This window comes from Tsuneonella flava (assembly GCF_002870965.1).
Classification (GTDB): Bacteria; Pseudomonadota; Alphaproteobacteria; order Sphingomonadales; family Sphingomonadaceae; genus Tsuneonella; species Tsuneonella flava.
This window is the reverse complement of record NZ_PHSO01000007.1, coordinates 174,659-197,215: the sequence shown is the minus strand read 5'-3', so window position 1 is coordinate 197,215 and position 22,557 is coordinate 174,659. Positions and strand designations below refer to the sequence as shown.

Genomic DNA, 22,557 nt, shown 5'->3' with positions numbered 1-22,557 from the left:
ACCTTACGACCGATAGTCGGCGTTGATTGAGATGTACCCGTGGGTGAGGTCGCAGGTCCAGACAGTTGCCTGTCCATCGCCAAGTCCCAGGTCGACCTCGATGGAAATATCCTTTCCTCTCAGATGTTCGGCGACAGGCGTTTCGTCGTAATTCGCCAGTGGCAGCCCTTCTCTGGCGGCCCACACTCCACCAAAACCAATGGAGAGCTTGTCCCGATCGGCCGGCTCGCCGGCTTTGCCGACGGCCATAACAACGCGGCCCCAGTTGGCATCTTCTCCGGCAATCGCTGTCTTGACCAAGGGCGAGTTAGCGATGGCGAGACCCACCCGGCGCGCGCTCTCGTCCGAGACGGCGCCGCTTACCGATACAGCGATGAATTTCTGCGCGCCTTCCCCATCGCGCACAACCAGATGCGATAGCTTGCGGCAGACATCGTTCAGCGCGGCAGCGAACGCATCCGCGCCTGCATCGTCGAACGAACGTAACGGCGCATTGCCTGCCTTGCCGGTGGCGAAGGCAAGCACGGTGTCGCTGGTCGACGTATCGGAATCGACGGTGATGCAATTAAAGCTCGTATCGCTAGAAGCGCTTAGCAAGTCCTGCAGGAAAATGGAATCGACAGCAGCATCGGTGAAAATATAGCCGAGCATCGTCGCCATATCGGGTGCGATCATCCCGCTGCCTTTGATAATTCCGACGAGATTGACCTTCGTATCACCGATCATCGCACTGGCGACTGCACCTTTGGTGAAAGTGTCGGTCGTGCCGATCGCGTTTGCCGCATCTTCCCATGAACATTCGGGAGCGGTGAAGGCGTTGGCCACTCCTTCGCGGGCCTTGTCTTTCGGCAATGGCACACCGATGACTCCGGTGGAGGAGACAAACACGTCTTCCGGCGCACAGCCGAGGTGTTCGGCAACTTGCGTCATAATCTGCTCCACCGCTTCGCGCCCACGGTATCCGGTGAAGGCATTGGAATTGCCTGCGTTTACTACCAGTGCGCGCGCGTTCCCCGTTTTTACATTCTGCCGTCCGAGCTCGACTTCGCTTGAACAGCAGACATTGCGGGTAAACACGCCTGCCACCGATGTGCCTTCGCTCAGTTCGATGTAAGTCAGGTCGCAGCGGCCCCAGTCCTTGTACCCGGCACGGGTCACCCGTGGTGTCACGCCTGCGATTTGCGGTGCATCGGGAAAGGGCCGGGCGAGAGGGGAGCGTTCGATGTCCATGCGTGGGCGCTTAGGCTGCGATAGTGCGTTGGTAAATCCGCTTTTCAGACTAGATGCCGTCTGCGCGAGGTGGACTAATTAACTCCATAGCCCTATCTAGCGCGTCGCAATGTTGAGCCGCCTTCTTGCTGCCCTCGCGCTGGTTACCGGGCTCGCCGCTTTTGGCGCGCCTGTGGAAGCGCGCGCTCTGGCCGCTGCGAGCCAACAGATCGAAGCGAGCGCCAGCGAGGCGCAAGTGGCGCAAGCGGCCGTTTGTGCCGACTATGCGCCGCGCAGCGTCAGCGCCGATTGTGCAGCGAGCGCGCCAACACCGATTGCTGACGCGGCTCTGCGTCCGATGGCGCCGACCGTGCGGATCCGCATCGACCGCGCGCACGAATAGCACCCGGCTTTCAGTCAATTTCTCATTTTCTTCCGCCAGCTATGAACTGGGCGGAATTTCCCGTTACAGGTCCGTGTGTGGGCCAACCAGATTCCAGGATGCAACGCCCATGTTCCAGTCAATTGCCAAGGCCGTGTTTGGCTCTGCCAACGATCGTTACGTTAAATCGCTCGATAAAATTGTCGCCAAGATCAACGCTCTTGAAGAGCAGATCAAAGCGCTATCCGATGATGAGCTGAAAGCGCAAACGCAGAAGTTTCGCGATCAGTTGGCAGCGGGATCGACACTCGACGATATTCTACCCGAAGCATTTGCCACGGTGCGAGAGGCATCGGTGCGCGTTCTGGGAATGCGCCACTTCGATGTGCAGATGATCGGCGGTATCGTGCTGCATCGCGGTGAAATCGCGGAAATGCGTACCGGCGAAGGTAAGACGCTGGTCGCGACGCTGGCCACCTACCTCAATGCGATTGAGGGCAAGGGTGTCCATGTCGTCACCGTCAACGACTACCTCGCTGCACGTGACGCGGAATGGATGGGGCGGCTGCATCAGTGGCTGGGCCTGACTATCGGCGTGATCGTTCCGAACCTTAGCGAGCATGAACGGCGCGATGCCTATGCGGCAGATATCACGTACGGTACGAACAACGAATTCGGCTTCGATTACCTGCGTGACAATATGAAGCACGAGCGCGGCCAGATGGTGCAGCGCCCGTTCAACTTTGCAATTGTCGACGAAGTGGACTCGATCCTGATCGACGAGGCGCGGACCCCGCTGATTATCTCCGGCCCGACCGAGGATAAGACCGATCTGTACATCACGATCGACGGAATCGTGAAGCAGATCGATGAAAGCTTCTATGAAGCGGACGAGAAAACGAAGGGTATCACCTGGACTGAAGAGGGCATCGATAAAATTGAGCAACTGCTCTCCGATGCAGAGCTGCTGGAAACGCCCAACCTCTATGACGTCGAAAATACGCAGGTAGTCCATCATCTCGATCAGGCGCTGCGTGCTAACATTATGTACAAGCGCGATATCGATTACATCGTGAAGGACGACAAGGTCGTTATCATCGACGAATTCACCGGGCGTATGATGGATGGCCGCCGCTGGTCGAACGGGCTGCATCAGGCCGTCGAAGCCAAGGAAGGCGTCAAGATCGAGCCGGAAAACCAGACAATGGCCTCGATCACGTTCCAGAACTATTTCCGTATGTATCCCAAGCTTTCCGGCATGACCGGGACTGCTGCAACCGAAGCGGCGGAATTCTGGGACATCTACAAGATGAACGTGGTCGAGATCCCGACCAACCTGCCGGTCCAGAGGATCGACGAGGAGGACGAGTTCTACAAGAACACGCAAGACAAGTTCAAAGCCATCGCCAAGGCGATCCGTGAAAAGCACGAGATTGGCCAGCCGGTTCTGGTCGGCACAGTCTCCATCGAAAAGAGCGAACTGCTCAGCGACTTCCTCGATAAGGAAGGCGTGAAGCACTCGATCCTCAATGCGCGTTTCCACGAACGGGAAGCGCATATCGTGGCGCAGGCCGGTCGATTGGGCGCAGTAACCATCGCCACCAACATGGCAGGGCGTGGCACTGATATTCAGCTGGGCGGTAACGTCGATTTCCGTATTGAAGACGAACTGTCCGACATGCCCGAGGGGCCCGAACGCGATGCAGCGATCAAGCGGATCGAAGAAGAAGTCGCGGCGGAAAAGGCCAAAGTGAAGGAAGCGGGCGGCCTGTTCGTGCTCGCTACCGAACGTCATGAAAGCCGCCGCATCGATAACCAGTTGCGCGGTCGTTCCGGCCGTCAGGGCGACCCGGGCCTGTCACGGTTCTACCTCTGTCTGGAAGACGACCTTCTTCGTATCTTCGGGCCTGATACCCTGTTTGCCCGGATGATGAATTCGAACCTCGAAGATGGTGAAGCTATCGGCTCCAAGTGGCTCTCCAAGGCAATCGAGACCGCGCAGAAGAAGGTTGAGGCGCGTAACTACGACATTCGCAAGCAGGTCGTCGAATACGATGACGTGATGAACGATCAGCGCAAAGTGATCTACGAACAGCGCGCTGAAATCATGGATAGCGAGACGGTGAGCGATGTAGTCGTCGACATGCGGCACGACACCGTGAACACGATTGTCGGAGAAGCTTGCCCTCCCGGATCTTATCCCGAACAATGGAATGTTACCGGTTTGAAGGAACGGGTCGAAGAAGTGCTCGGCCTGACCCCGCCGATCGACGATTGGTTGCAGGAAGACCATGTCGAGCCCGAAATGCTCGAAGAGCGTCTCGTGCAGATGTCCGATGAAGTGATGGACGGCAAGATTGCCGAAATCGAACCGGATGCCTGGCAGCGACTGGAAAAACAAATCCTGCTCGAACGGCTCGACCACCACTGGAAAGAACACCTCGCGACACTCGACGCATTGCGCCAGGTGATCTTCCTTCGCGCCTATGCTCAGAAGCAGCCGATCAACGAGTACAAGCAAGAGGCATTCGCGCTGTTCGAACGCCTGCTGGATACCTTGCGCGAAGATATTACTTCGATCCTGATGCGGAGCGAATTCCGCTTCACTCCGCCGCCGATGGATACACTGCCCGATCTTCCCGATTTCCTGACCGGCCATATCGAGCCGCTGCTGGGAACGGACAATTCGAACGATGGTGACGGTTCCGCGTCGCGCGCGGCATTGTTCGGCTCGCTCGCCGGGTCGCCAATGGCAGAGGTCAGCCCCGGCGCACCGGGTGAAAACCCCTGGGCCGGGCAGGACATCAGCCGTAATGCGCCATGCCCCTGTGGTTCAGGCAACAAATACAAGCACTGCCATGGAGCAGTGGGCGGGCGTCCGACTGCCGACGCATAAGATAGCGTCGCAACTGCTGGTTGTGGCTGGCATCGGATGTAAGTGAACGATAGGGCGGGGCCATGACTGGCCTCGCCATCGCTTTTTTTGTCACCGCGCTGCTCTACGCGGCGGTCGGGTTTGGTGGCGGATCGACCTACAGCGCTCTGCTGGCGATTGCCGGATTCGACTATCGATTGCTGCCGGTGCTATCGCTTGCATGCAATATAGTGGTGGTAACCGGCAGTTCGATCCGCTTCGCCCGTGCTGGTTTGACGCCGTGGCGCGGCGCGATTGCCATAACCGCGATGGCGGCCCCGGCGGCTCTGCTCGGTGGGATGACTCCGATTGGTAAAGGGGCATTTTTGGCGATTTTGGGGGGCAGTCTGGTGCTCACCGGATTGACTCTCCTGCTCCCTCGGCCTGCGACGGCAGAGGGCGTTCCAATGCGTGGCGCCCGCTATATGCCGTTAGTAGCGGCTCCGATCGGTTATCTGGCGGGACTGGTCGGTATCGGTGGCGGGATATTCCTGGCGCCTTTGTTGCATCTGGTGCGCTGGAACGGCGCACGGGAAGTGGCTGCTACTGCAGCTTTCTTTATCCTCGTCAATTCGCTGTTTGGGCTTGTCGGGCAACTGGCAAAGAATGGTCTGGACAGTATTGGAGAAGCGACAACGGTCGGCCTGCCACTGCTGATTGCCGTTGTGCTCGGGGGGCAGATAGGGAGTTTTCTCGCTGTCCGGTTTCTGCCGCAAACGGCGATTCGCTGGATGACGGCAGCGTTGACCATTTGGGTAGGTGGGCGCCTGTTGACCGGATGGTAGCAGGCAGGCAGCCGCCCGATGCTGTATTATCGAGCGGCTGCCTTTTGATTACGACTTATGCGCACCTGAGGTGCTGCACGAAGCGAAGTGCCCTTTCGCATCGCGGCAATGCGTGCTGGCCGTTTTGGTTGCCTTCTTAGTAGTGGGCTTGGCAGCTTTGCCCTTCTTCGTCACCACCTTGGTGGCGAGCTTTGCTTTGGTCTGGCCGGATGATTCGAAGGATGGTTTGGCTGCACTTGCTGACGCTTTGGTGAGCTTGGCAACGGTCCTGCCCTTTTCCTTGGCTGTCAGAGCAACCGCCACAGGCTTGGCTATACCGGTAGTACTGGCGAAAGCGGGCGCGCCGATGACGAGGGCGAGAGAGGCAAGCGAACCGAAAATCATCGAATGAATGGGACGCATCGTTTGTGCTCCTGAGATGCATGGCATAATCGCCGTGCACGCCAGCATCTGCTCCCTCTTGCATCGCTGAAATATGAACGAATTTTCAGCTTGCGCTACAATGCACGAATTGCGCGACGATAACCAAACGCGACAGATCGTTACACAATGCGACAATCAAGATTTGGTTCGTAATTGACTGAAAAATAAAGCCTCCCTGTCGCGAGGACGGGAGGCGATGCAGCGGCTGCGATGTTAGAAAGTGGCTCCCCGAGTTGGATTCGAACCAACGACCAAGTGATTAACAGTCACCTACTCTACCGCTGAGCTATCGGGGAGCAGCCGCGTGGGCAGGGGCGAGCCTATATGGGTGCTGTTCGGCTTTGGCAACCCGTGTTTTGGGGTAATTTTAAACGACGAACTGTTCGGCCACGATCCGTTCGTCCAGAGCGTGCCCCGGATCGAACAGCAAAGAGAGCTGGTGTTCGCGGTCAATCTCCAGCCTAACCTCGGCTATGTCCCGGAATTCATGCTGGTCTGCCACTGCGGACACGGGCCGCTTATCCGGTTCTTTGATACGAAACGTAACGGTGCTGCGTTCTGGCAGAATGGCTCCGCTCCAGCGGCGCGGGCGGAACGCGCTGATCGGAGTCAGCGCCAACAATTGCGAATCGAGTGGGAGAATCGGTCCGTTCGCGGAAAGGTTGTAGGCCGTCGAGCCGGCAGGGGTGGCCAGCAGAACTCCATCGCAGACGACTTCGGACAGGCGCACTTTGCCATCGACCGAAATTTCGATCTTTGCCGTCTGTCGCGTTTCGCGCAGCAGAGACACTTCGTTGATTGCACGCGCCTGAACAGTCGAACCGTCCTGCAAGACCGCTTCCATTTTCAAAGGCGCGATACCGAACGCTCTGGCCTTGGCGATACGGTCGAGCAGCTTTGCCGGGCTGCGATAGCGATTCATCAAAAAGCCGACTGTGCCACAGTTCATTCCGTAAGCCGGGACGATCCGTCCGCTGTCGAGCATCCGATGCAGAATTTGCAGCATGAACCCATCGCCGCCGAGAACCACGACCGCATCGGCGCGGTGAAGGGGTACCCAATCGTATGCATCGCGCAGAACGACTGCAGCCTCTTGCGCGCGCGGTGTGTCAGACGCAAGCAACGCCAGACGTGAAAATTCTTGCTGGCTGGCCACTCTTGCCCCTCTCGCTTTCGTGCGTCCCAATAGAAAGCACGCGCTACAATCTGAAAATTAGGGTGCGTTGTCCCATTTGGCAACGCACAGCGAAAGCGCACGCGCCAGGCCCGACAAATCACGTTATTGTCGCGCCATGGTCGCAAGCTCCACAACAACTGCCAGTTATTCGTTCGACCGGCTCACCGGCCTGGGTAATGCAGCATTTGCCATCGATGTTCTGGAGCGGTGGCGCGATGAAGGTGCCCAAAACGACCGTGCGGCTCCGATTCATGCAACCCTGATTGGTCTGGGCCGTTTCGATACGGTCAACCTTGCGTATGGTGAAGCGGCTGGCGACGGGGCCCTCGCTGAGGTTGCACGACGCATTCGTCTGCTGGCCGAAGATGAGCTGGCGCACGGAGACTGGATCGCAGCGCGTATTGGTGGTGGTCAATTCCTGCTTGCAGCAAGAGAGGCGTGCAGTCGGGAACGCTGGCAATGGTTGTCCGAAGCGCTGACCGATGCGCTGTCGGCCCCGATTGCCCTCATCGGCGGAGTAGGCGCGGTGCGGCTGTGGCCGCGCGCGGCGATGATTCGTATGCTTTCGGGCGAACGAACAGAACACGTGCTTGATCGTCTTGCAGCTACTCTGGGCAAAGCTAACGACAAAACAGGGGCGCGGGTCTTATGGGCGAGCGAAGTGTACGCGCCGCCCGGATATCGCAGTGCTCAGCTGGAAGCGGATTTGATTGCCGCCCTTGACCGAGACGAAATCGAGGTCGTGATTCAGCCGCAGTACGACCTTGCCGGTTGTTTGCTCGTTGGCGGCGAAGCGCTGGCGCGGTGGCAACATCCAACGCTTGGGTTGATCGGCGCGTCGGCGATGTTTGCTATTGCCGAGCGGGCAGAACACGTGGCGCATCTGTCCCGCCATATCGCGCAACGTGCCCTTGCATTGGCAGCTCGGTGGGGAAGCGACCTTCGCCTCTCGCTGAACGTTACGCCCGATGACCTTTCCAACAGCGGTTTCGTTCGTGAATTTTTGGCGATGGTGGCGGATAGCGGGTTTCCGGCGGAACGTCTTACGCTGGAGATCACTGAACACGTTCTGCTGAATAATCTCGAGGAAGCAGCTCAAAAACTCAGCCAGTTGAGAGATACAGGGATGCGAATCGCGCTGGACGATTTCGGCAGCGGATTCTGCAACTTTGGTTATCTCAAGCTGTTGCCGCTCGATTACCTGAAGCTCGACAAGTCGATGATCGAAGGCGTGACAGACGATCCCCGCGATCTGGCAGTATTGCGTGCTATCGTCGCTCTGGCTGATGCACTCGGCCTGAAAGTAGTCGTTGAAGGGGTTGAAACCGAGGAACAGCGTGCGCTGGCATTGGCCGAAGGGTGCCTGCTGTTCCAGGGCTTCCTCTGTTCGCCTGCGCTCAGTGCCACGGAATTTCTCAGGCTTGTTGGCAAGCACGCTGCAAACCGGTGACGCGAGCCATTGGTTGGGCTAGGGAATCGCCCAGCTATGCTGACCCGGCTATCTATTCGCAATGTCGTGCTGATCGATGCGCTCGACCTCGATTTTCGGGGCGGTCTGGGTGTGCTGACTGGCGAGACGGGGGCTGGTAAGTCGATCTTGCTCGACGCACTGGGGCTGGTGCTGGGCAATCGGGCGGAAACGGCGCTCGTGCGCGCAGGGGAAGAGCGCGCAAGCGTAACGGCCACATTCGAGTTTTCGCAGCTTCCTGCACCGGTGGCGACGATCCTGCAGGATGCGGAGATCGAGCGCGAGGCCGGCGAGCCGCTTATTATCAGGCGCACTGTGCGGGCCGATGGGGGCAGCAAGGCATTCGTCAACGACCAACCTGTCAGCGTGGCGCTGTTGCGTGAACTGTCCTCTTCGCTGGTCGAGCTTCATGGGCAACATGACGACCGCGGACTGGTCAATCCGAAAGGGCACCGTATTTTGCTCGACCGGTTTGCCGGAGCAGATGCTGTGGGGCTGGCCAAAGCATGGGCCGCATGGCGCGCCGCGGAAGATCAACTGGCAGATGCACGTGAAAGCGTGGAGAATGCCAGAGCGGATCAGGATCTCCTTCTCGCGCATCTTGCGGAACTGACCGAGATTGCTCCTCAGGCGGGGGAAGAGGCGCGTTTGGCCGAAGCGCGCGCTGCGATGCAGAAGGGAGAGCGGCTATCCGGCGATCTGGAAGAATTACGGCACCTGTGGGAAGGATCGGACTCTCCGCTGGCGTCGTTGCGGGTGGCGGCCCGGCGGCTTGATCGGATCGCGCCCGAACATCCATTGCTGGCAGATGCACTGGCAGCGCTTGACCGGGCGGTAATCGAAGCGGGAGAAGCCGAGGAAAGGCTCGCTGCTGCTGCGGAAGCGCTGGTTCACGATCCTGCGGAGCTGGAACGGGCGGAAACGCGACTCTTCGAACTGCGCGCCATCGCCCGCAAGCATCGCTGCGAGGTCGATGAACTGCCCGGTAAAATGCGTGAGCTTCGTGCGGCGCTCGATTCGATCGAAGGAGGCGAAGCGGAACTGGACGCGCTGATCGTGGCAGCGAAACAGGCAGGTGAAGTCTATCGCGAACGAACGATTGCGCTGCACCGTTTGCGGGCGGAGGCAGCCGGACGCCTGGATGCTGCGGTTGCCAGCGAGCTTCCCCCGCTAAAACTCGATGCGGCACGGTTTCGCACAGCGGTTGTCGAATTGCCCGAAGAACGCTGGAGCGCATCCGGCATCGATTCAGTTGAATTCCTTATCGCCACTAATCCCGGCGCGGACTTTGCGCCGCTCAACAAGATTGCCAGTGGCGGGGAACTGTCACGGTTTATCCTCGCGTTGAAGGTTGCGCTGGCGGAAAAGGGCGGCGCGGCAACGATGATTTTCGACGAGATCGATCGCGGAGTGGGCGGGGCGGTCGCCAGCGCCATAGGCGATCGTCTGGCGCGTTTGGCGGAAGGTGGACAGGTGCTGGTTGTTACACACAGCCCGCAAGTCGCGGCGCGTGGGCAAACCCACTACGCAATCCACAAATCGAGCGAGGGCACTGTTACCCGTACCTCGGTTACGCTGCTGGATGCCGATCAGCGTCAGGAAGAAATTGCGCGTATGCTATCCGGCGCGGAAATTACGGTCGAAGCGCGTGCACAGGCGGATCGCTTGCTGGAAGGGATGTGAGCAATGTCCGGCGAGGGGGTGCGGCAGGGGTGGTGTTTCTCCTGCTTGCAGGCTGTGCGATGACAGAAGCGGATGGTGCAGGCTTAGTGGGTAGTCTTTCGACTTATGGCACTGACGCACACATCAGTGCCAGCGTGCCCGATGCGATCCTGCGGTATAGCCCCCACGCGCGTGGTTTTGCCGAGTTGCGCTTGCCGGAAGGGCAGGGCGTTTTTCCTCTCGCGATAATTTTCCACGGCGGATGCTGGAAAGCTGGCATTGCCGACACAGCCTATATGTCACCGCTTGCAACGCAGTGGCAGGCGAAGGGAATTGCCACGCTGAACGTCGATTATCGCGAAGTCGGTGACGGCGGGGGCTGGCCAGGCAGCTTTGAGGATTGGGACAGCGCGGCCCACATGATCGACCGGGTCGCCAGCGAATACGCTATCGATCGGGGGCGCGTGACACTGGTTGGCCATTCGGCAGGCGCTTTGCCAGCGCTGTGGCTGGCGACATCGCAGGGGGCGGGCGGGCCGGTGGGGGTACGTGCAGCGACAAGCGCGCGCGCAGCCATCGTGCTGGATGGCCCCGGCGATATTGGCAGGGAGGCGCGCGATTTCGATGCGCTGTGCGAATTTTCGTCTGTCGGTCCGTTTTTGGGCATGTCTGGACAAAAGGCCGATAATCGTCTCGCAGCGATTTCACCGCTCCGTAAGGCGCCGCAACTGAAACAGGTACTGTTTGTGCAGGCCAAGCTCCCTTCTCCACCTGCGGATGCCATCGCGGCCATCGGCGCCGGTGGCGCACAAGTCGGTGTGCTGAGCAATCCCGGCGCGAGCCACTTCGCTATCGCCACGCCCGGCGACTCCGTTTACGAACAACACGAACCGGCCATGCTGGCGGTTCTGCGCGGAACCGAATGACAGACTGATACTATGAGCATCGACCCCACTCAGATGTCCGAAGCCGATGCTGCCAATGAGCTCATGAGGCTCGCTAAGGCCATCGCGCACCATAACCGCCTTTATCACGCAGAAGACGCGCCAGAGATCACCGATCAGGAATATGATGCGCTGGTGCGGCGCAATGCCGCGCTGGAAAGCGCATTTCCCCATCTCGTTCGCGTTGACAGCCCATCGCAAGCGGTGGGCCACGAGATTGTTTCGTCTCCGCTGGGCAAGGTCACGCACGAAGTGCGAATGATGAGCCTCGACAATGCGTTTTCTGACGAGGAAGTGGCTGAATTCGTTGCGCGGGTGCGACGCTTTCTCTCGCTCGACGAGGCTGTCCCGCTGGCCTTTACGGCTGAAGACAAGATCGATGGACTGTCGTGTTCCCTTCGTTACGAGCGAGGGGAGCTCGTCCGCGCGGCTACACGCGGAGATGGGCAGGTGGGTGAGGATGTCACGCCCAATGTCGCCCACATTGCCGATATCCCGCAGAAACTGCGCGGTGATGTACCCGATGTTTTCGAGGTGCGGGGCGAAGTCTATATGGCGACAGCAGACTTCCATGCTCTGAACGCGCGACTGATGGAAGAAGCGCGGACGAAGGGAGAGGCCGCTGGCGAGGAATTCGATCCCGCCAAAGTTCGTCAGTTCGCCAATCCGCGCAACGCAGCTGCCGGTTCGCTACGCCAGAAAGACCCGAGAGTTACCGCCGAACGCCCGCTGCGATTTTGGGCGCATGGCTGGGGGGCGGCGAGCGCAGTTCCGGGCGAAACGCAGCATGCCGTGATGCAACAGATTGCCGAATGGGGGCTGCCCATTTCGCCAGAGATGGTGCGCTGCGAAAATCTCGACGCGATGCTTTCTGCCTATAGCCGAATTGCGGAGGGCAGGGGCGCGCTGCCCTATGAAATCGACGGTGTGGTTTACAAGGTCGATCGACTCGATTGGCAGGGTCGTCTTGGGTTCGTGGCGAAAGCTCCGCGATGGGCTATCGCGCGCAAGTTTCCGGCGGAACAGGCCGAAACAACGCTGGAGGCGATTGATATCCAGGTTGGCCGCACGGGCAAGCTTACTCCGGTCGGGCGTCTGGCGCCGGTGCTTGTCGGCGGTGTGACTGTGACGAATGTCACCCTCCATAATCGCGACGAGATCGCTCGACTTGGCGTGCGGCCGGGTGACCGGGTCAAAGTGCAGCGTGCCGGAGACGTGATTCCGCAAGTTGTTGAAAATTTGACGCGAGATGCGGATCGGCCTGCTTATACTTTCCCCGATCATTGCCCGGAGTGTGGCAGTGAGGCGGTTGCCGAAGATGGTGAAGTCGATGTGCGCTGCACTGGGGGGCTGATTTGCCCGGCGCAACGTACCGAACGGCTGAAGCATTTCGTCAGCCGCGGTGCGCTCGATATCGAAGGCTTGGGCGAAAAGACGATCGACCAGTTCTTCGCGCTGGGTTGGCTGGAAAGCCCGGCGGATGTTTTCCGCCTGCACGAGAGGCGCGACGAAATCCTGTCGCTCGAAGGGTGGCAGGACAAGTCTGTGGACAACCTGTTGGCTGCTGTGGAAAGCAAGCGCCGCCCTGATGCCGCCCGGCTGCTGTTCGGTCTGGGCATTCGCCATGTCGGCGCGGTAACGGCGCGCGATTTAATGAAAGGTCTGCGCGATATCCGCGTATTGCCTGAAAAGGCCGCTGAATTTGCTGCTTATCGAAAAGAGAACCCGCGCGGAGAAGATGAGAAGGAAAGCCCGTTCAATTCCCGAATGGTCGATGCGGTAAAACGAATTTTCGAAGTGCGGACCGACGGGATCGGTATCGCAGTCGGTCATGCGCTGGCAGATTTCTTCCACGAGGAGCACAATCGGCAGGTGTGGAATGATCTGTTCGCTCAGGTCGATCCGCCGCGTTACGAAGTCGAAACCCGCGACAGCGAAGTCGCGGGCAAGACGGTGGTCTTCACCGGCAAGCTTGAAACGATGAGCCGGGATGAAGCGAAGGCGCAGGCCGAACGCCTTGGCGCCAAAGCTGCCGGATCGGTGAGTGCGAAGACCGATCTGGTCGTGGCTGGCCCCGGTGCTGGTTCGAAGCTGAAGAAAGCGGCGGAGCTGGGCATCCCCGTTATCGACGAAGCGGAATGGGCGCAGATCGTGGCGGCGGCAGGGTGATCGTCTGATAAGGGAAGCTAACGCAATTGTGGGAACCCGATCGGTCGCTGCTCTTTAATCCAATGGCATCCATGGAGATAAGGCACCGATCATGAACGTCGCAACCGCCAGTAAGCTCAAAAAGCTGGTTGCTGTTGGCGGACTGTTGCTGGTTCTCAATGAAATTCGCGGGATCGTGATGGCTGCGCCGGTATTCTGGACTTTATTCCAGACAGGCAATTCCGAGGTAGACACCGTCGCCGCGATTGCGATGCTGATGGGAATATTGCTGTCGGTTATTGTCCCAATCGTTCTGGCGAAGCGCGCTCGCGCGCATTTTGAATCAGCGTTGAACTGATACCGGCCGGCGCAGGTGCGATCCATTTCATCACACCCCCTGAAAACGGCGTCCATCGTCCGACTTTGACCCCTGCTGCCGCCAGCATGTCGCTCGTCCACTGATTGCAGGTGCGCCCGATCCAGTAGGTGCCAACAGCGTCATAAAATACATCGTAGCTGTCGTAGCCGGGATAGTGGCCGTGAGGCGAAGTGGGCGCAATCGATTGCTCGATAGCAGTAACCAGACGTCGATATTCAGTCGAAGTCAGTCGCAACGGGCGTATATCGTTTCCCGGAGCAGGGCGCACATAATGCGCGACATGCAGGAGAGAGCTGCTGCCTGTAGTCGCTCGCAGGATCGTCACCGGAGAAATATCCCGCCAGCGAGGTGTGTCGAGAAACACAGCGCGCTCGCCCCAGCTGATGGAAATATGCGTGTATGGCCTCAAGGGCGCGCGCAGATCACCTGCAGGGAAGTCGGTACGCCAGTCTTTCTCCGGCGCGATCAGTGGCAAAACCAGTGCGGTGTGCACGCCATTCGTTTCGACCATGATTTCAACATCGTGCCCGGTTTCCTGCCACTCCGCATTGCGCGGAATAGAACTGCCCACCCAACCGACCACCGCAAAACAGAACACTGCTGCGATCAGGCCGATGAGGCCTGTGAGAGCTGCGCGGATCAACCGATGGCGCGTCGGCGCAGCCACAGTATCGACCAATCGCCGTTCACCAGTCGCGCAGCGAGGCGGAACCCGGCAGCCCGGTAAGCGGCACGAACGGCGGGCTCTTGCGTTTCCAGCAGCCCGGCCAGCAGAAGCGATCCGCCGGGAGAGACTGCCTCGGCAAAGTCACCGGCCAGCGAAACAAGCGGCCCGGCGAGAATGTTGGCAATCAGCAGGTCATATGGCCCACGTGCCTGCAATCGGGGATGATCCATCCCCTCTGCCACCAGCATCGTTAGCTTGCCGATGCCACTCCCCATCGCCACTCTATTGAGCGCGCAGTTGCCTTCGACGACCGGCATGCAAACGGTATCGATGTCGCTCGCGGTTGCATGGGCGTGGGGCCAGAGGGATAGCGCGGCGAAGGCCAGCAGGCCCGTTCCCGTGCCAATGTCGGCCATATTGCGAACCACCGTTCCGCGCCGCTTCATCGTATCGAGCATGGCAAGGCAGCCCGCCGTGGTCGCATGTTGTCCCGTGCCGAATGCCTGACTGGCGGGGATCGTAAAGTCCGTCACGCCGGGTGACTCGTCTGCCGGATAATCCGGGGTATGGACATAGAACCGGCCAGCACGGATCGGTGCGACCTGTTTCTGCGTTTCCGTGACCCAATCGGTATCGGGCAGCTTTTCCGCGGAAATGGTTGGCGCGCCATTGGCGAACAACGATTCGACAGACTCGCGATCCTGTTTGGTCGGACGGCGCGAGAAATAGGCCTCCAGTTGCCAGTCGTCGGGCCGGTCCTCGGCAATTTCGGAGCCGGTCAGCACGATATCGGCATCCCAGTCCCACCGCGCCTCGTGAGCGGCCAGCGCGGATTGCACGATCGGCTTCGGCGCGAAGGCAATCAGTTTCCAGCTCATTTTGCCGCTTCCTTTGCCAGCCGTTTATCCAGTCGCTCGGCTGCGCTCTTTGCATAGGCTTCGCAAGAGGGTGCCCCAAACGGGGTGCCTTTGGCAAAGCGTTCACGCATCTTGCTGGCGGATGGATGAGGGGTAAGCAATATCCCGCAATCGATGCTGGCCACGCGAGACAGGCCATCACGGAATGCCCGAACATACTCAGGATGGTCGCTGAAGCGATAATCGTCGCTGCTGATGGCCGAAAGACTATCCGCAAAAACGAGCGTAGTGCATTTTCCGCCAACGCACGATTGCCATTGCCAGCTCAGCGCGCCGGGCGTGTGGCCCGGTGTGGCAAGAGGAGTGATCGTGAGCGATCCGAGTCGCACCGCTTTGCCGTCTTCGACAATGCCATCGACTTTGGCCGCTTCGAATGGTTCATGCATCCCGGTTTGCGGATCGTCGGGGGATGCTTCGCCGCTCTCCATCACTGGCTTTGCTGCGACCGACGTGAGCAGCCGCGCACCGGTGCGGCGCTGCAATTCGGCCATTCCACCGACATGATCGAAGTGTTCATGACTGGTCAGAAGCAATTTCACATCTTCCAGCCGAAAACCGAGCTTTACGATGTTTGCCGCGACAACATCCGCGCCGGGACGCGTTCCACTATCGATCAGAATATTGCCTTTGTCGCCTGCGATCAGGATCGCGGCGATTCCGCATGTGCCGACGTAGTAGGTGTTGCCGTAGATTCGGAATGGCGGGCCGGGTTTGTCCCAATCATCCCAATCCTTGCAGGTTGCTGCCCAATCGCGCTGCCCGGTTGCGTCCCATAGCGTTTCTGCTTGCGTCCCTTTACCCGACGGTTCTGCACGGGCAGCGATCGGTGCAACGGAAACTGCCGAAGCCAGAGTAAGGGATGCAAGGGCAAGAGATGCGAATCTAGCGAACATAGCTCGCTCCATTGGCATCGATAGTCGCTCCGGTCATGCTGGGCGGAGCATCAAGCGCGCAGAAAGTAATGATGGCGGCGATTTCACCGGGCGTGGCGACCCGGCCTAAAGGTATGTCCGCCAACAATGCCGGCCCTCCGCGACTGGCAAGGTAGTCGTCTGCCATCGAAGTGTCGGTAAAGCCCGGTGCAACGGCAAAAGAGAGAATGCTGTCAGCGGCATATTGGCGGGCGATGGTCTTGTGCATCGCCAGCATGCCGCCTTTCGCTGCCGCATAATGCCAGTGCGCGGGCGAGTCGCCGCGATGCCCTGCGCGACTCGCAACGTGCACTATTCGTCCGGGGATGCCGCGTTCCTGCCAATGCCGCACTGCAAAGCGGGAAAGTTGTGCCGCAGCGGTGAGGTTTATGCGGAGGGTCGCCTCCCATCTGTCGAGCCATTCGATATCAGAACTCTCGACCGGGTTAGAGGCGAACAGCCCGGCATTGTTGATCAGAACGTCAATCTGGCCTCCGGCCGCATCCAGCGCCGCTTCCCAAAGCATTGCCGGGGCGAGCGGATCCGTGAAATCGGCGCCTATCGTGCCGTCTGCGGCAGGGCGGGAGGCCTGCGCGATCACCGATGCGCCGCGGGCGTGCAGTGCAGAGCGTGCAGCAGCACCGATTCCACGACTGGCACCGGTCAGAAGTATCGTTGTCATCCACTAACTATCGGGCATTGGTGGTGCGCTGTCGAGCCGCTGCGCTTGCCTCGGCGGATCATTGCGCTAAGGGGAGGGCCGAATTCACTCGCGCAATCGGAAGACCGCACATGGCAAACCGTCCGCTATCACCGCATCTGCAAATCTGGAAATGGGGGCCGAATATGGCGGTTTCCATTCTGCACCGTGCCACTGGCGATGGGCTGGCGCTGGTCGGTCTGGCCGTGATGGTCTGGTGGCTGGGCGCACTGGCCAGCGGGCCGGAAGCTTACGCCACTTTCCTCGCCATCGCGACTTCGCCTGTCGGATGGGTCTTTATGGTCGGCTTGTCGTGGGCGTTTTTTTCGCACTTGTGTTCGGGGCTGCGCCACTTCGTGCTCGACATCGGGGCGGGTTACGAACTCAAAACCAATAATGCGTGGTCTATTGTGAGCCCGCTTGTCGGCATTGCGCTGACAGTGGGGTTCTGGGCCATCGTGCTGCTTCGCTGAGGGATTGAAGATGGGTAATGGAACCGAACTCGGCCGGGTGCGCGGACTCGGCTCGGCACATGCCGGGACACACCACTGGCTGCTGCAACGCTTTACTGCGATTGGTAATCTGGCGCTCGGACTGTTTCTGGCAGTCAGCTTCGCGCTGATGAGCAGCCACGATTACGGCGCGATGAAAGAGTGGATTGCACGCCCCGTTCCGGCCACTGCAACCGCACTGTTCGTGATCAGTTCGTTCTGGCACGCGCGCCTCGGCCTGCAGGTGCTGATCGAAGATTACGTGCACACGCCGGGCAACAAATTCGCCACTATCGCTGCGCTCAATCTTGCGGCCTTCGGCGGTGCGGCGTTCGCCCTGTTTAGCATTATTCGCCTTGCTCTTGGAGGAGCCGCCTGATGGCTACCGAATCGACCCAGCCGGCCTACAAAATCGTCGACCACACTTATGACGTGGTGGTTGTGGGTGCCGGTGGTTCCGGCCTGCGCGCAACGATGGGGGCCGCGGAAGCTGGCCTGCGAACTGCCAATATTTCCAAAGTTTTCCCGACCCGTAGCCACACGGTGGCCGCGCAGGGCGGGATTGCCGCCAGCCTGGGTAACAATACGCCCGATCACTGGCAGTGGCACATGTACGATACCGTGAAGGGTTCGGACTGGCTCGGCGATCAGGACGCGATCGAGTATCTCGTCCGCGAAGCGCCGGATGCCATTCTGGAGCTGGAACATGCCGGTATGCCGTTCAGCCGTAACGATAACGGCACGATCTATCAGCGCCCGTTCGGTGGGCACATGCAGAACATGGGCGATGGTCCGCCGGTGCAGCGCACCTGTGCTGCGGCCGACCGCACCGGCCACGCGTTGCTCCACACGCTGTATCAGCAGAGCCTGAAGTACGACGCTGATTTCTTTATCGAATATTTCGCCATCGATCTGATCATGGTGAACGGCGAGTGTCGCGGCGTGATCGCGATTTGCCTCGACGATGGTTCGATCCATCGGTTCCGTTCGAAATCGGTCGTTCTGGCGACGGGTGGCTATGGCCGCACTTACTTCACCTGCACCAGCGCACATACCTGCACCGGCGACGGCGGCGGGATGGTGCTGCGCGCCGGATTGCCATTGCAGGACATGGAATTCGTGCAGTTCCACCCGACCGGCATCTACGGCGCGGGCGTGCTGATTACCGAAGGTGCGCGCGGAGAGGGCGGATACCTCACCAATTCCGAGGGTGAGCGGTTCATGGAACGCTATGCCCCCAGCGCGAAGGATCTGGCCAGCCGCGACGTGGTTTCGCGCTCTATGGCGCTGGAAATCCGCGAAGGGCGCGGCGTGGGGCCGGAGAAGGATCATATCTTCCTCCACCTCGATCACATCGATCCGGCGATTCTGGCCGAACGCCTGCCTGGGATTACCGAAAGCGGGAAGATTTTTGCCGGTGTCGATCTGACGCGGCAGCCGCTGCCGGTGGTGCCGACTGTGCACTACAACATGGGCGGTATCCCCACGAATTTCCACGGTGAAGTCGTGACCATTGGCGCTGACGGAAACCCGGAAACCGTGGTGCCTGGCCTGTTTGCCGTGGGTGAAGCGGCCTGCGTATCGGTTCACGGGGCCAACCGTCTCGGTTCGAACTCGCTGACCGACCTTGTGGTGTTCGGTCGTGCGACAGGCCACCGCCTGAAAGAACTGATCAAGCCCGGCACGGCGCATGAAGAACTGCCTAAGGACAGTGCCGACTTCGCGCTCGGTCGCCTCGATCACTTCCGCAATGCCAAGGGCGGCAGCCCGACCGCTGCGATCCGCGACCGGATGCAGCGCGCGATGAGCAAGCACGCTGCGGTTTTCCGTACCGATGAAATGATGGCGGAAGGCGTGCAAGTGCTTGCCGATACGTACAAACAGATGGAAGACATCGGTGTGTCGGATCGCTCGCTGATCTGGAACAGCGATCTGATCGAAACGATGGAACTGGACAACCTGATCGCGCAGGCCAGTGTCACCATGACTTCGGCGCATAACCGCAAGGAAAGCCGCGGCGCTCACGCGCACGAGGATTATCCCGATCGTGACGATGCCAACTGGATGAAGCACACCGCCGTGTGGTTCGAAGGCTGGGGCGGCAACGGCGGCGATATCAAGATCGATTATCGCCCGGTCCACGACTTCACACTGACCGATGATGCCGAGTACATCAAACCGAAAAAGCGCGTATATTAAGGGCTTTACCCGGCGAGTGCGGATTGCCGCATTCGCCGGGAGTGCTTGCCTGCTGGCGCTGGCGGGGTGTGAGAGTGTCGCGCCTGCCGTACCTGGCGCTCCCGCCGCGTCTGCAACCGTAGAAACGCTCGATCCGTTTTATTCCAAGCAGATAGAGGCAGATGGCATACCGATTGTCGGTAGCGAACGCGTTTCGGACGAGGCGCTGGCGGTGGCGCAACGGATCGTCGACCAGATGCTCTCGCACCGACCGGATCTGGCTCGGTGGCTAGTTGCTAACCGCTATCGTGTTGCAATCATGGCGGAAAGCGAGACGACGACCGATCTGCCCGAACAGGCGCACTGGAAGAAGCCATCGCGTGATGATCCGCGCCTAACCCGTTGCGAACGCAAGCTTTATGACGAACGGATCGGGGCGCTGACCGACCGCCAGTACTGGGATCAGCGCGCGCGTGGGATGGCGGGGGTGCTGACCAGCGGTGCGCAGGAGGATCTGCTGGGAAAACGCAACAGCCGATACTGGGGTGAGACGATTTTCGTTCATGAATTCAGTCACAACGTTCTCTCTGCGATCCGTGCAGTCGATCCGAAACTGGCCCGTCAGGTCGATGCGGCTTACGCTCATGCGCTCGCCGCGGGTCTGTGGAAAGACGAATACGCCTCCACCACGGTTGATGAATATTGGGCGGAAGGGAGCCAGTTCTGGTTTGATTCCAACCGCCTGGCCGTGTTCGATGGGCGCCGAATACTCAATCACGCCGATCTGGCGGCTTATGACCCGCAACTCTATGCGGTTTTGGGTCAAGCCTATGGAAACAATCACCAATTGCGCGGCGATCCGTTCTGGATGAGCGCGGCGCGGGTGCCGCCGGGGCCTATTCCTGATAATACCGCGGAGGTGTGTTAGCGGCCCTGTGAGAGGTAGCGGAGCGCTTTTTCTTATATTATTCAGTCTATTGTTTAGTCCTTCGTCATTGCGAACGGCGTGAAGCGATCCATGGCCAGAGGTTGCTGGCTCTCGCTTCGCTTGTGATGGGGGCGATGTTTGGTCCCTGGATTGCCGCGTTGCTGGCGCTCCTCGCAACGACGAGGGGCGGGGGCGGATAGAGGCGGGTTTTTGGCCGCATACCGCGAAATTCGGGGGTGGGGAATTGTGCGGTGAGGCCCGCTATTCCCCGGCCTCCGGCACTGCCGCCACTCGCTTCATGCGGATAATTTTCACTGGTTTTGCAAGCATTTGCCCTTTCATCCAGCCTTCGCCTTTGTTCGGGTCGGTGGGGGCGGCGTGGATGGATTCGACGACATCCATCCCGGCGACCACGTGACCGAAGGCAGCGAAGCCGGCGCGGGTTTCGGGATCGTCCGAATTTGGGTCGGCGTCCATGCTCGGCTGATCCTGCAGCAGGATCGAAAAATCGCCGGTGGCGCTGCCCGGTGCGAAGCGGGCCATCGAAAGAGTGCCGCGTAAGTGTTTGACGCCTGTAACATTTGTCGGCTCATGCGCGATCGGCTTTAGCACCCGTTTGGGGTCGTATTGCGTGCCCGCCTGCACCAGTCCGTTGGGCTGATCGCCCCAATCGAGGCGCATCGCGCGATAGAAAACCGTGCTGTCGAAACGGCGCTCGTCCACATAGCGGAGGAAGTTTTTGGCGGTGATCGGCGCGCGCTCTGTCTCTATCGCGGCGGTGATCGTGCCCATCGTCGTCTCAATCGCGACAAGCTGGGTTTTCGGTTCTGTATCAACCTCTTGAGCGTGGGTGAGCACAGGGGCGAGGGCAGATGCAGCCAGCAGGGATAACACCATTATCACCTGCTTATAGACGCCGTAACCAACCATAATCGCTCACCTTTTTTCAAAAATCCCGCAAGAGTGACGAACAGGTGCGTCAACTCACCGCAAACACCCGCCCATTGTATCGACAGACAGGCCCAAACCCGCGAAACACCCCAAAAATCCGCAAAAACCGCTCAACGCCGCCGCAACATCGCGCGATTCAGCTCAGCGACCGATTTCACGCCCATCAAACGCATTCCGCGTGCGACCTCGTCCCGCAAGATGCAAACCGCGCGTTCGACCCCGGCTTCGCCCGCCGCCGCCAATGCGTAGAGATAGAGGCGGCCGCCCGATGCGGCGGTGGCGCCGGTGGCCAGCGCTTTCAGCACATGCGTGCCGCGCCGCACGCCGCCATCGCAGATCACTTCGATCCGGTCGCCCACGGCATCGACGATTTCTTCCAGCTGGTCGAACGGGGCGCGGCTGCCGTCGAGCTGGCGACCGCCGTGGTTCGATACCATGATCGCATCGCAGCCGATGTCGGCCGCGCGGCGGGCATCGCCAACCGACATGATCCCTTTGAGGCAGAACTTGCCGCCCCAGTCGTTCCGCAATTGCTCCACCGCTGCCCAGTCCATGTTGGGATCGAGCATTTTGTCGAAATAGTCCTGAATCGAAATCGCATCGCTGCTGCCTTCAGCTACATGGGTTTCGAGGTTGGGGAGCGAGAACTTTTCGCGAAGCAGGAAATTCAGGCCCCACGCGGGTTTCATGGCGTAGGACAGAAAACTGGCGGGAGTGAATTCGGGCGGCGTTTTGAACTTCGTGCGTTTGCAGCGTTCGCGATTGCCGGAAACGATGGTGTCCACCGTCAGCGCGATGGCATCGAACTTCGCTGCCCGCGCGCGTTCGACCAGTGCGGCGTTCAGCCCGCGATCGCGGTGATAGTAATATTGCAGCATCTTCGGCCCGGAGTAATTCGCGCCGACCTCTTCTATGCTGACGCTCGACAGGCTGGAGATGCCGAACCACAGGTTGTGCCGTTCGGCCACCCGCGCCACCGCGCGTTCGCCCTGCCAGTGGAACAGCCGCTGCAGCGCCGTGGGGCTGAGCACCAGCGGCAGAGCGGTCTTGCGGCCCATGATCGTGGTGCTTGTGTCGATCGTTTCCACCCCGGCCAGCACATTGGGCACCAGATCGACATCGTTATAGGCGGCGGTATTGCGCGCTTTGGTCAGCTCGTCATCCCCCGCGCCGTCGATATAATGGAACACGGGGAAGGGCAGCTTGCGATGGGCCAGCGTGCGGAAATCTTCGATATTGTGGCAGTCGTCGACCCGGCGGATCGAATGCGGAACGGGAAATGTGCGAGCCATTCTCCCTCTTTATCGCCGTTGGTCGATCCTG

At 59.8% G+C, this 22,557-nt stretch carries 21 protein-coding genes and 1 tRNA gene; 12 read left to right on the top strand and 10 right to left on the bottom strand.

Annotated features, from left to right (window positions below; all coding sequences use genetic code 11):
* Positions 1–3: 3 nt before the first annotated feature.
* Positions 4–1,230: a bifunctional glutamate N-acetyltransferase/amino-acid acetyltransferase ArgJ gene (argJ, locus tag CV013_RS13135; protein ID WP_102156147.1), complete on the bottom strand. Its 1,227-nt coding sequence runs from the start codon at positions 1,228–1,230 to the stop codon at positions 4–6.
* Between the two features lie 109 nt (positions 1,231–1,339).
* On the opposite strand from argJ, the gene CV013_RS13130 reads away from it, so the two are divergent.
* The 3 genes from CV013_RS13130 (at position 1,340) to CV013_RS13120 (ending at position 5,290) form a co-directional block, all read left to right on the top strand.
* A complete protein-coding gene (locus CV013_RS13130) occupies positions 1,340–1,612 on the top strand; it encodes a hypothetical protein (protein ID WP_102156146.1) in 273 nt (90 codons plus the stop codon).
* Positions 1,613–1,721: 109 nt separating this feature from the next.
* Complete coding sequence (gene secA / locus CV013_RS13125; RefSeq protein ID WP_102156145.1) at positions 1,722–4,487, top strand: preprotein translocase subunit SecA; 2,766 nt, start codon at positions 1,722–1,724, stop codon at positions 4,485–4,487.
* Positions 4,488–4,549: 62 nt separating this feature from the next.
* Positions 4,550–5,290 (top strand): sulfite exporter TauE/SafE family protein, encoded by a 741-nt coding sequence (locus tag CV013_RS13120; RefSeq protein WP_102156144.1) that lies wholly within the window; start codon positions 4,550–4,552, stop codon positions 5,288–5,290.
* A 48-nt stretch (positions 5,291–5,338) separates the two neighbouring features.
* On the opposite strand, the gene CV013_RS13115 is transcribed toward CV013_RS13120, so the two are convergent.
* The 3 genes from CV013_RS13115 to CV013_RS13105 all read right to left on the bottom strand — a co-directional run bounded on the left by CV013_RS13115 (position 5,339) and on the right by CV013_RS13105 (position 6,869).
* On the bottom strand, positions 5,339–5,674 hold the full coding sequence (locus CV013_RS13115) for a phosphoheptose isomerase family protein (protein WP_123639975.1): 336 nt from the start codon (positions 5,672–5,674) through the stop codon (positions 5,339–5,341).
* A 260-nt stretch (positions 5,675–5,934) separates the two neighbouring features.
* Positions 5,935–6,009: transfer RNA gene (locus CV013_RS13110), tRNA-Asn, on the bottom strand.
* 71 nt (positions 6,010–6,080) lie between these two features.
* Positions 6,081–6,869: an NAD kinase gene (locus CV013_RS13105; RefSeq protein WP_102156142.1), complete on the bottom strand. Its 789-nt coding sequence runs from the start codon at positions 6,867–6,869 to the stop codon at positions 6,081–6,083.
* Between the two features lie 136 nt (positions 6,870–7,005).
* Here CV013_RS13105 and CV013_RS13100 point away from each other — a divergent pair, with 136 nt between their 5' ends.
* The 5 genes from CV013_RS13100 (at position 7,006) to CV013_RS15585 (ending at position 13,470) form a co-directional block, all read left to right on the top strand.
* Positions 7,006–8,340: a GGDEF domain-containing phosphodiesterase gene (locus CV013_RS13100; RefSeq protein WP_102156244.1), complete on the top strand. Its 1,335-nt coding sequence runs from the start codon at positions 7,006–7,008 to the stop codon at positions 8,338–8,340.
* A 36-nt stretch (positions 8,341–8,376) separates the two neighbouring features.
* Positions 8,377–10,041: a DNA repair protein RecN gene (gene recN / locus CV013_RS13095; protein ID WP_102156141.1), complete on the top strand. Its 1,665-nt coding sequence runs from the start codon at positions 8,377–8,379 to the stop codon at positions 10,039–10,041.
* Between the two features lie 59 nt (positions 10,042–10,100).
* Complete coding sequence (locus tag CV013_RS13090; RefSeq protein ID WP_123639974.1) at positions 10,101–10,946, top strand: alpha/beta hydrolase family protein; 846 nt, start codon at positions 10,101–10,103, stop codon at positions 10,944–10,946.
* Positions 10,947–10,958: 12 nt separating this feature from the next.
* Positions 10,959–13,133, top strand: coding sequence for an NAD-dependent DNA ligase LigA (gene ligA / locus CV013_RS13085; protein WP_102156139.1), 2,175 nt, complete (start codon positions 10,959–10,961; stop codon positions 13,131–13,133).
* A 91-nt stretch (positions 13,134–13,224) separates the two neighbouring features.
* Positions 13,225–13,470 (top strand): hypothetical protein, encoded by a 246-nt coding sequence (locus tag CV013_RS15585; protein WP_123639973.1) that lies wholly within the window; start codon positions 13,225–13,227, stop codon positions 13,468–13,470.
* On the opposite strand, the gene CV013_RS13080 is transcribed toward CV013_RS15585, so the two are convergent.
* From CV013_RS13080 to CV013_RS13065, 4 genes are read right to left on the bottom strand one after another with little or no spacing between them, the layout of a single operon-like run.
* Entirely contained in the window at positions 13,409–14,158 is a 750-nt protein-coding gene (locus CV013_RS13080) for a DUF2459 domain-containing protein (RefSeq protein WP_232806602.1), read from the bottom strand. The two genes, CV013_RS15585 and CV013_RS13080, sit on opposite strands and share 62 nt — an antisense overlap.
* Positions 14,131–15,036 (bottom strand): 50S ribosomal protein L11 methyltransferase, encoded by a 906-nt coding sequence (locus tag CV013_RS13075; RefSeq protein ID WP_102156138.1) that lies wholly within the window; start codon positions 15,034–15,036, stop codon positions 14,131–14,133. The genes CV013_RS13080 and CV013_RS13075 overlap by 28 nt, the downstream gene beginning before the upstream one ends.
* Positions 15,033–15,968 (bottom strand): subclass B3 metallo-beta-lactamase, encoded by a 936-nt coding sequence (bla, locus tag CV013_RS13070; protein ID WP_102156137.1) that lies wholly within the window; start codon positions 15,966–15,968, stop codon positions 15,033–15,035. The genes CV013_RS13075 and bla overlap by 4 nt, the downstream gene beginning before the upstream one ends.
* The gene (locus tag CV013_RS13065) at positions 15,958–16,668 is read right to left on the bottom strand and encodes an SDR family NAD(P)-dependent oxidoreductase (RefSeq protein ID WP_102156136.1); all 711 of its coding nucleotides are present in this window, start codon (positions 16,666–16,668) and stop codon (positions 15,958–15,960) included. The genes bla and CV013_RS13065 overlap by 11 nt, the downstream gene beginning before the upstream one ends.
* Positions 16,669–16,778: 110 nt before the next feature.
* On the opposite strand from CV013_RS13065, the gene sdhC reads away from it, so the two are divergent.
* From sdhC to CV013_RS13045, 4 genes are read left to right on the top strand one after another with little or no spacing between them, the layout of a single operon-like run.
* The gene (gene sdhC, locus CV013_RS13060) at positions 16,779–17,159 is read left to right on the top strand and encodes a succinate dehydrogenase, cytochrome b556 subunit (RefSeq protein WP_102156135.1); all 381 of its coding nucleotides are present in this window, start codon (positions 16,779–16,781) and stop codon (positions 17,157–17,159) included.
* Positions 17,160–17,169: 10 nt separating this feature from the next.
* On the top strand, positions 17,170–17,556 hold the full coding sequence (gene sdhD, locus CV013_RS13055) for a succinate dehydrogenase, hydrophobic membrane anchor protein (protein ID WP_102156134.1): 387 nt from the start codon (positions 17,170–17,172) through the stop codon (positions 17,554–17,556).
* Positions 17,556–19,376 (top strand): succinate dehydrogenase flavoprotein subunit, encoded by a 1,821-nt coding sequence (gene sdhA, locus CV013_RS13050; RefSeq protein ID WP_102156133.1) that lies wholly within the window; start codon positions 17,556–17,558, stop codon positions 19,374–19,376. Before sdhD ends, sdhA begins: the two co-directional genes overlap by 1 nt.
* Before the next feature lie 16 nt (positions 19,377–19,392).
* Entirely contained in the window at positions 19,393–20,283 is an 891-nt protein-coding gene (locus CV013_RS13045) for a glycoside hydrolase (RefSeq protein ID WP_223805311.1), read from the top strand.
* 261 nt (positions 20,284–20,544) lie between these two features.
* Here CV013_RS13045 and CV013_RS13040 read toward each other — a convergent pair whose 3' ends face one another.
* Together CV013_RS13040 and CV013_RS13035 are read right to left on the bottom strand one after the other, a co-directional pair.
* Entirely contained in the window at positions 20,545–21,213 is a 669-nt protein-coding gene (locus tag CV013_RS13040; RefSeq protein WP_102156132.1) for a peptidylprolyl isomerase, read from the bottom strand.
* A 131-nt stretch (positions 21,214–21,344) separates the two neighbouring features.
* Positions 21,345–22,526 (bottom strand): alpha-hydroxy acid oxidase, encoded by a 1,182-nt coding sequence (locus CV013_RS13035; protein ID WP_102156131.1) that lies wholly within the window; start codon positions 22,524–22,526, stop codon positions 21,345–21,347.
* Positions 22,527–22,557 lie beyond the last annotated feature (31 nt).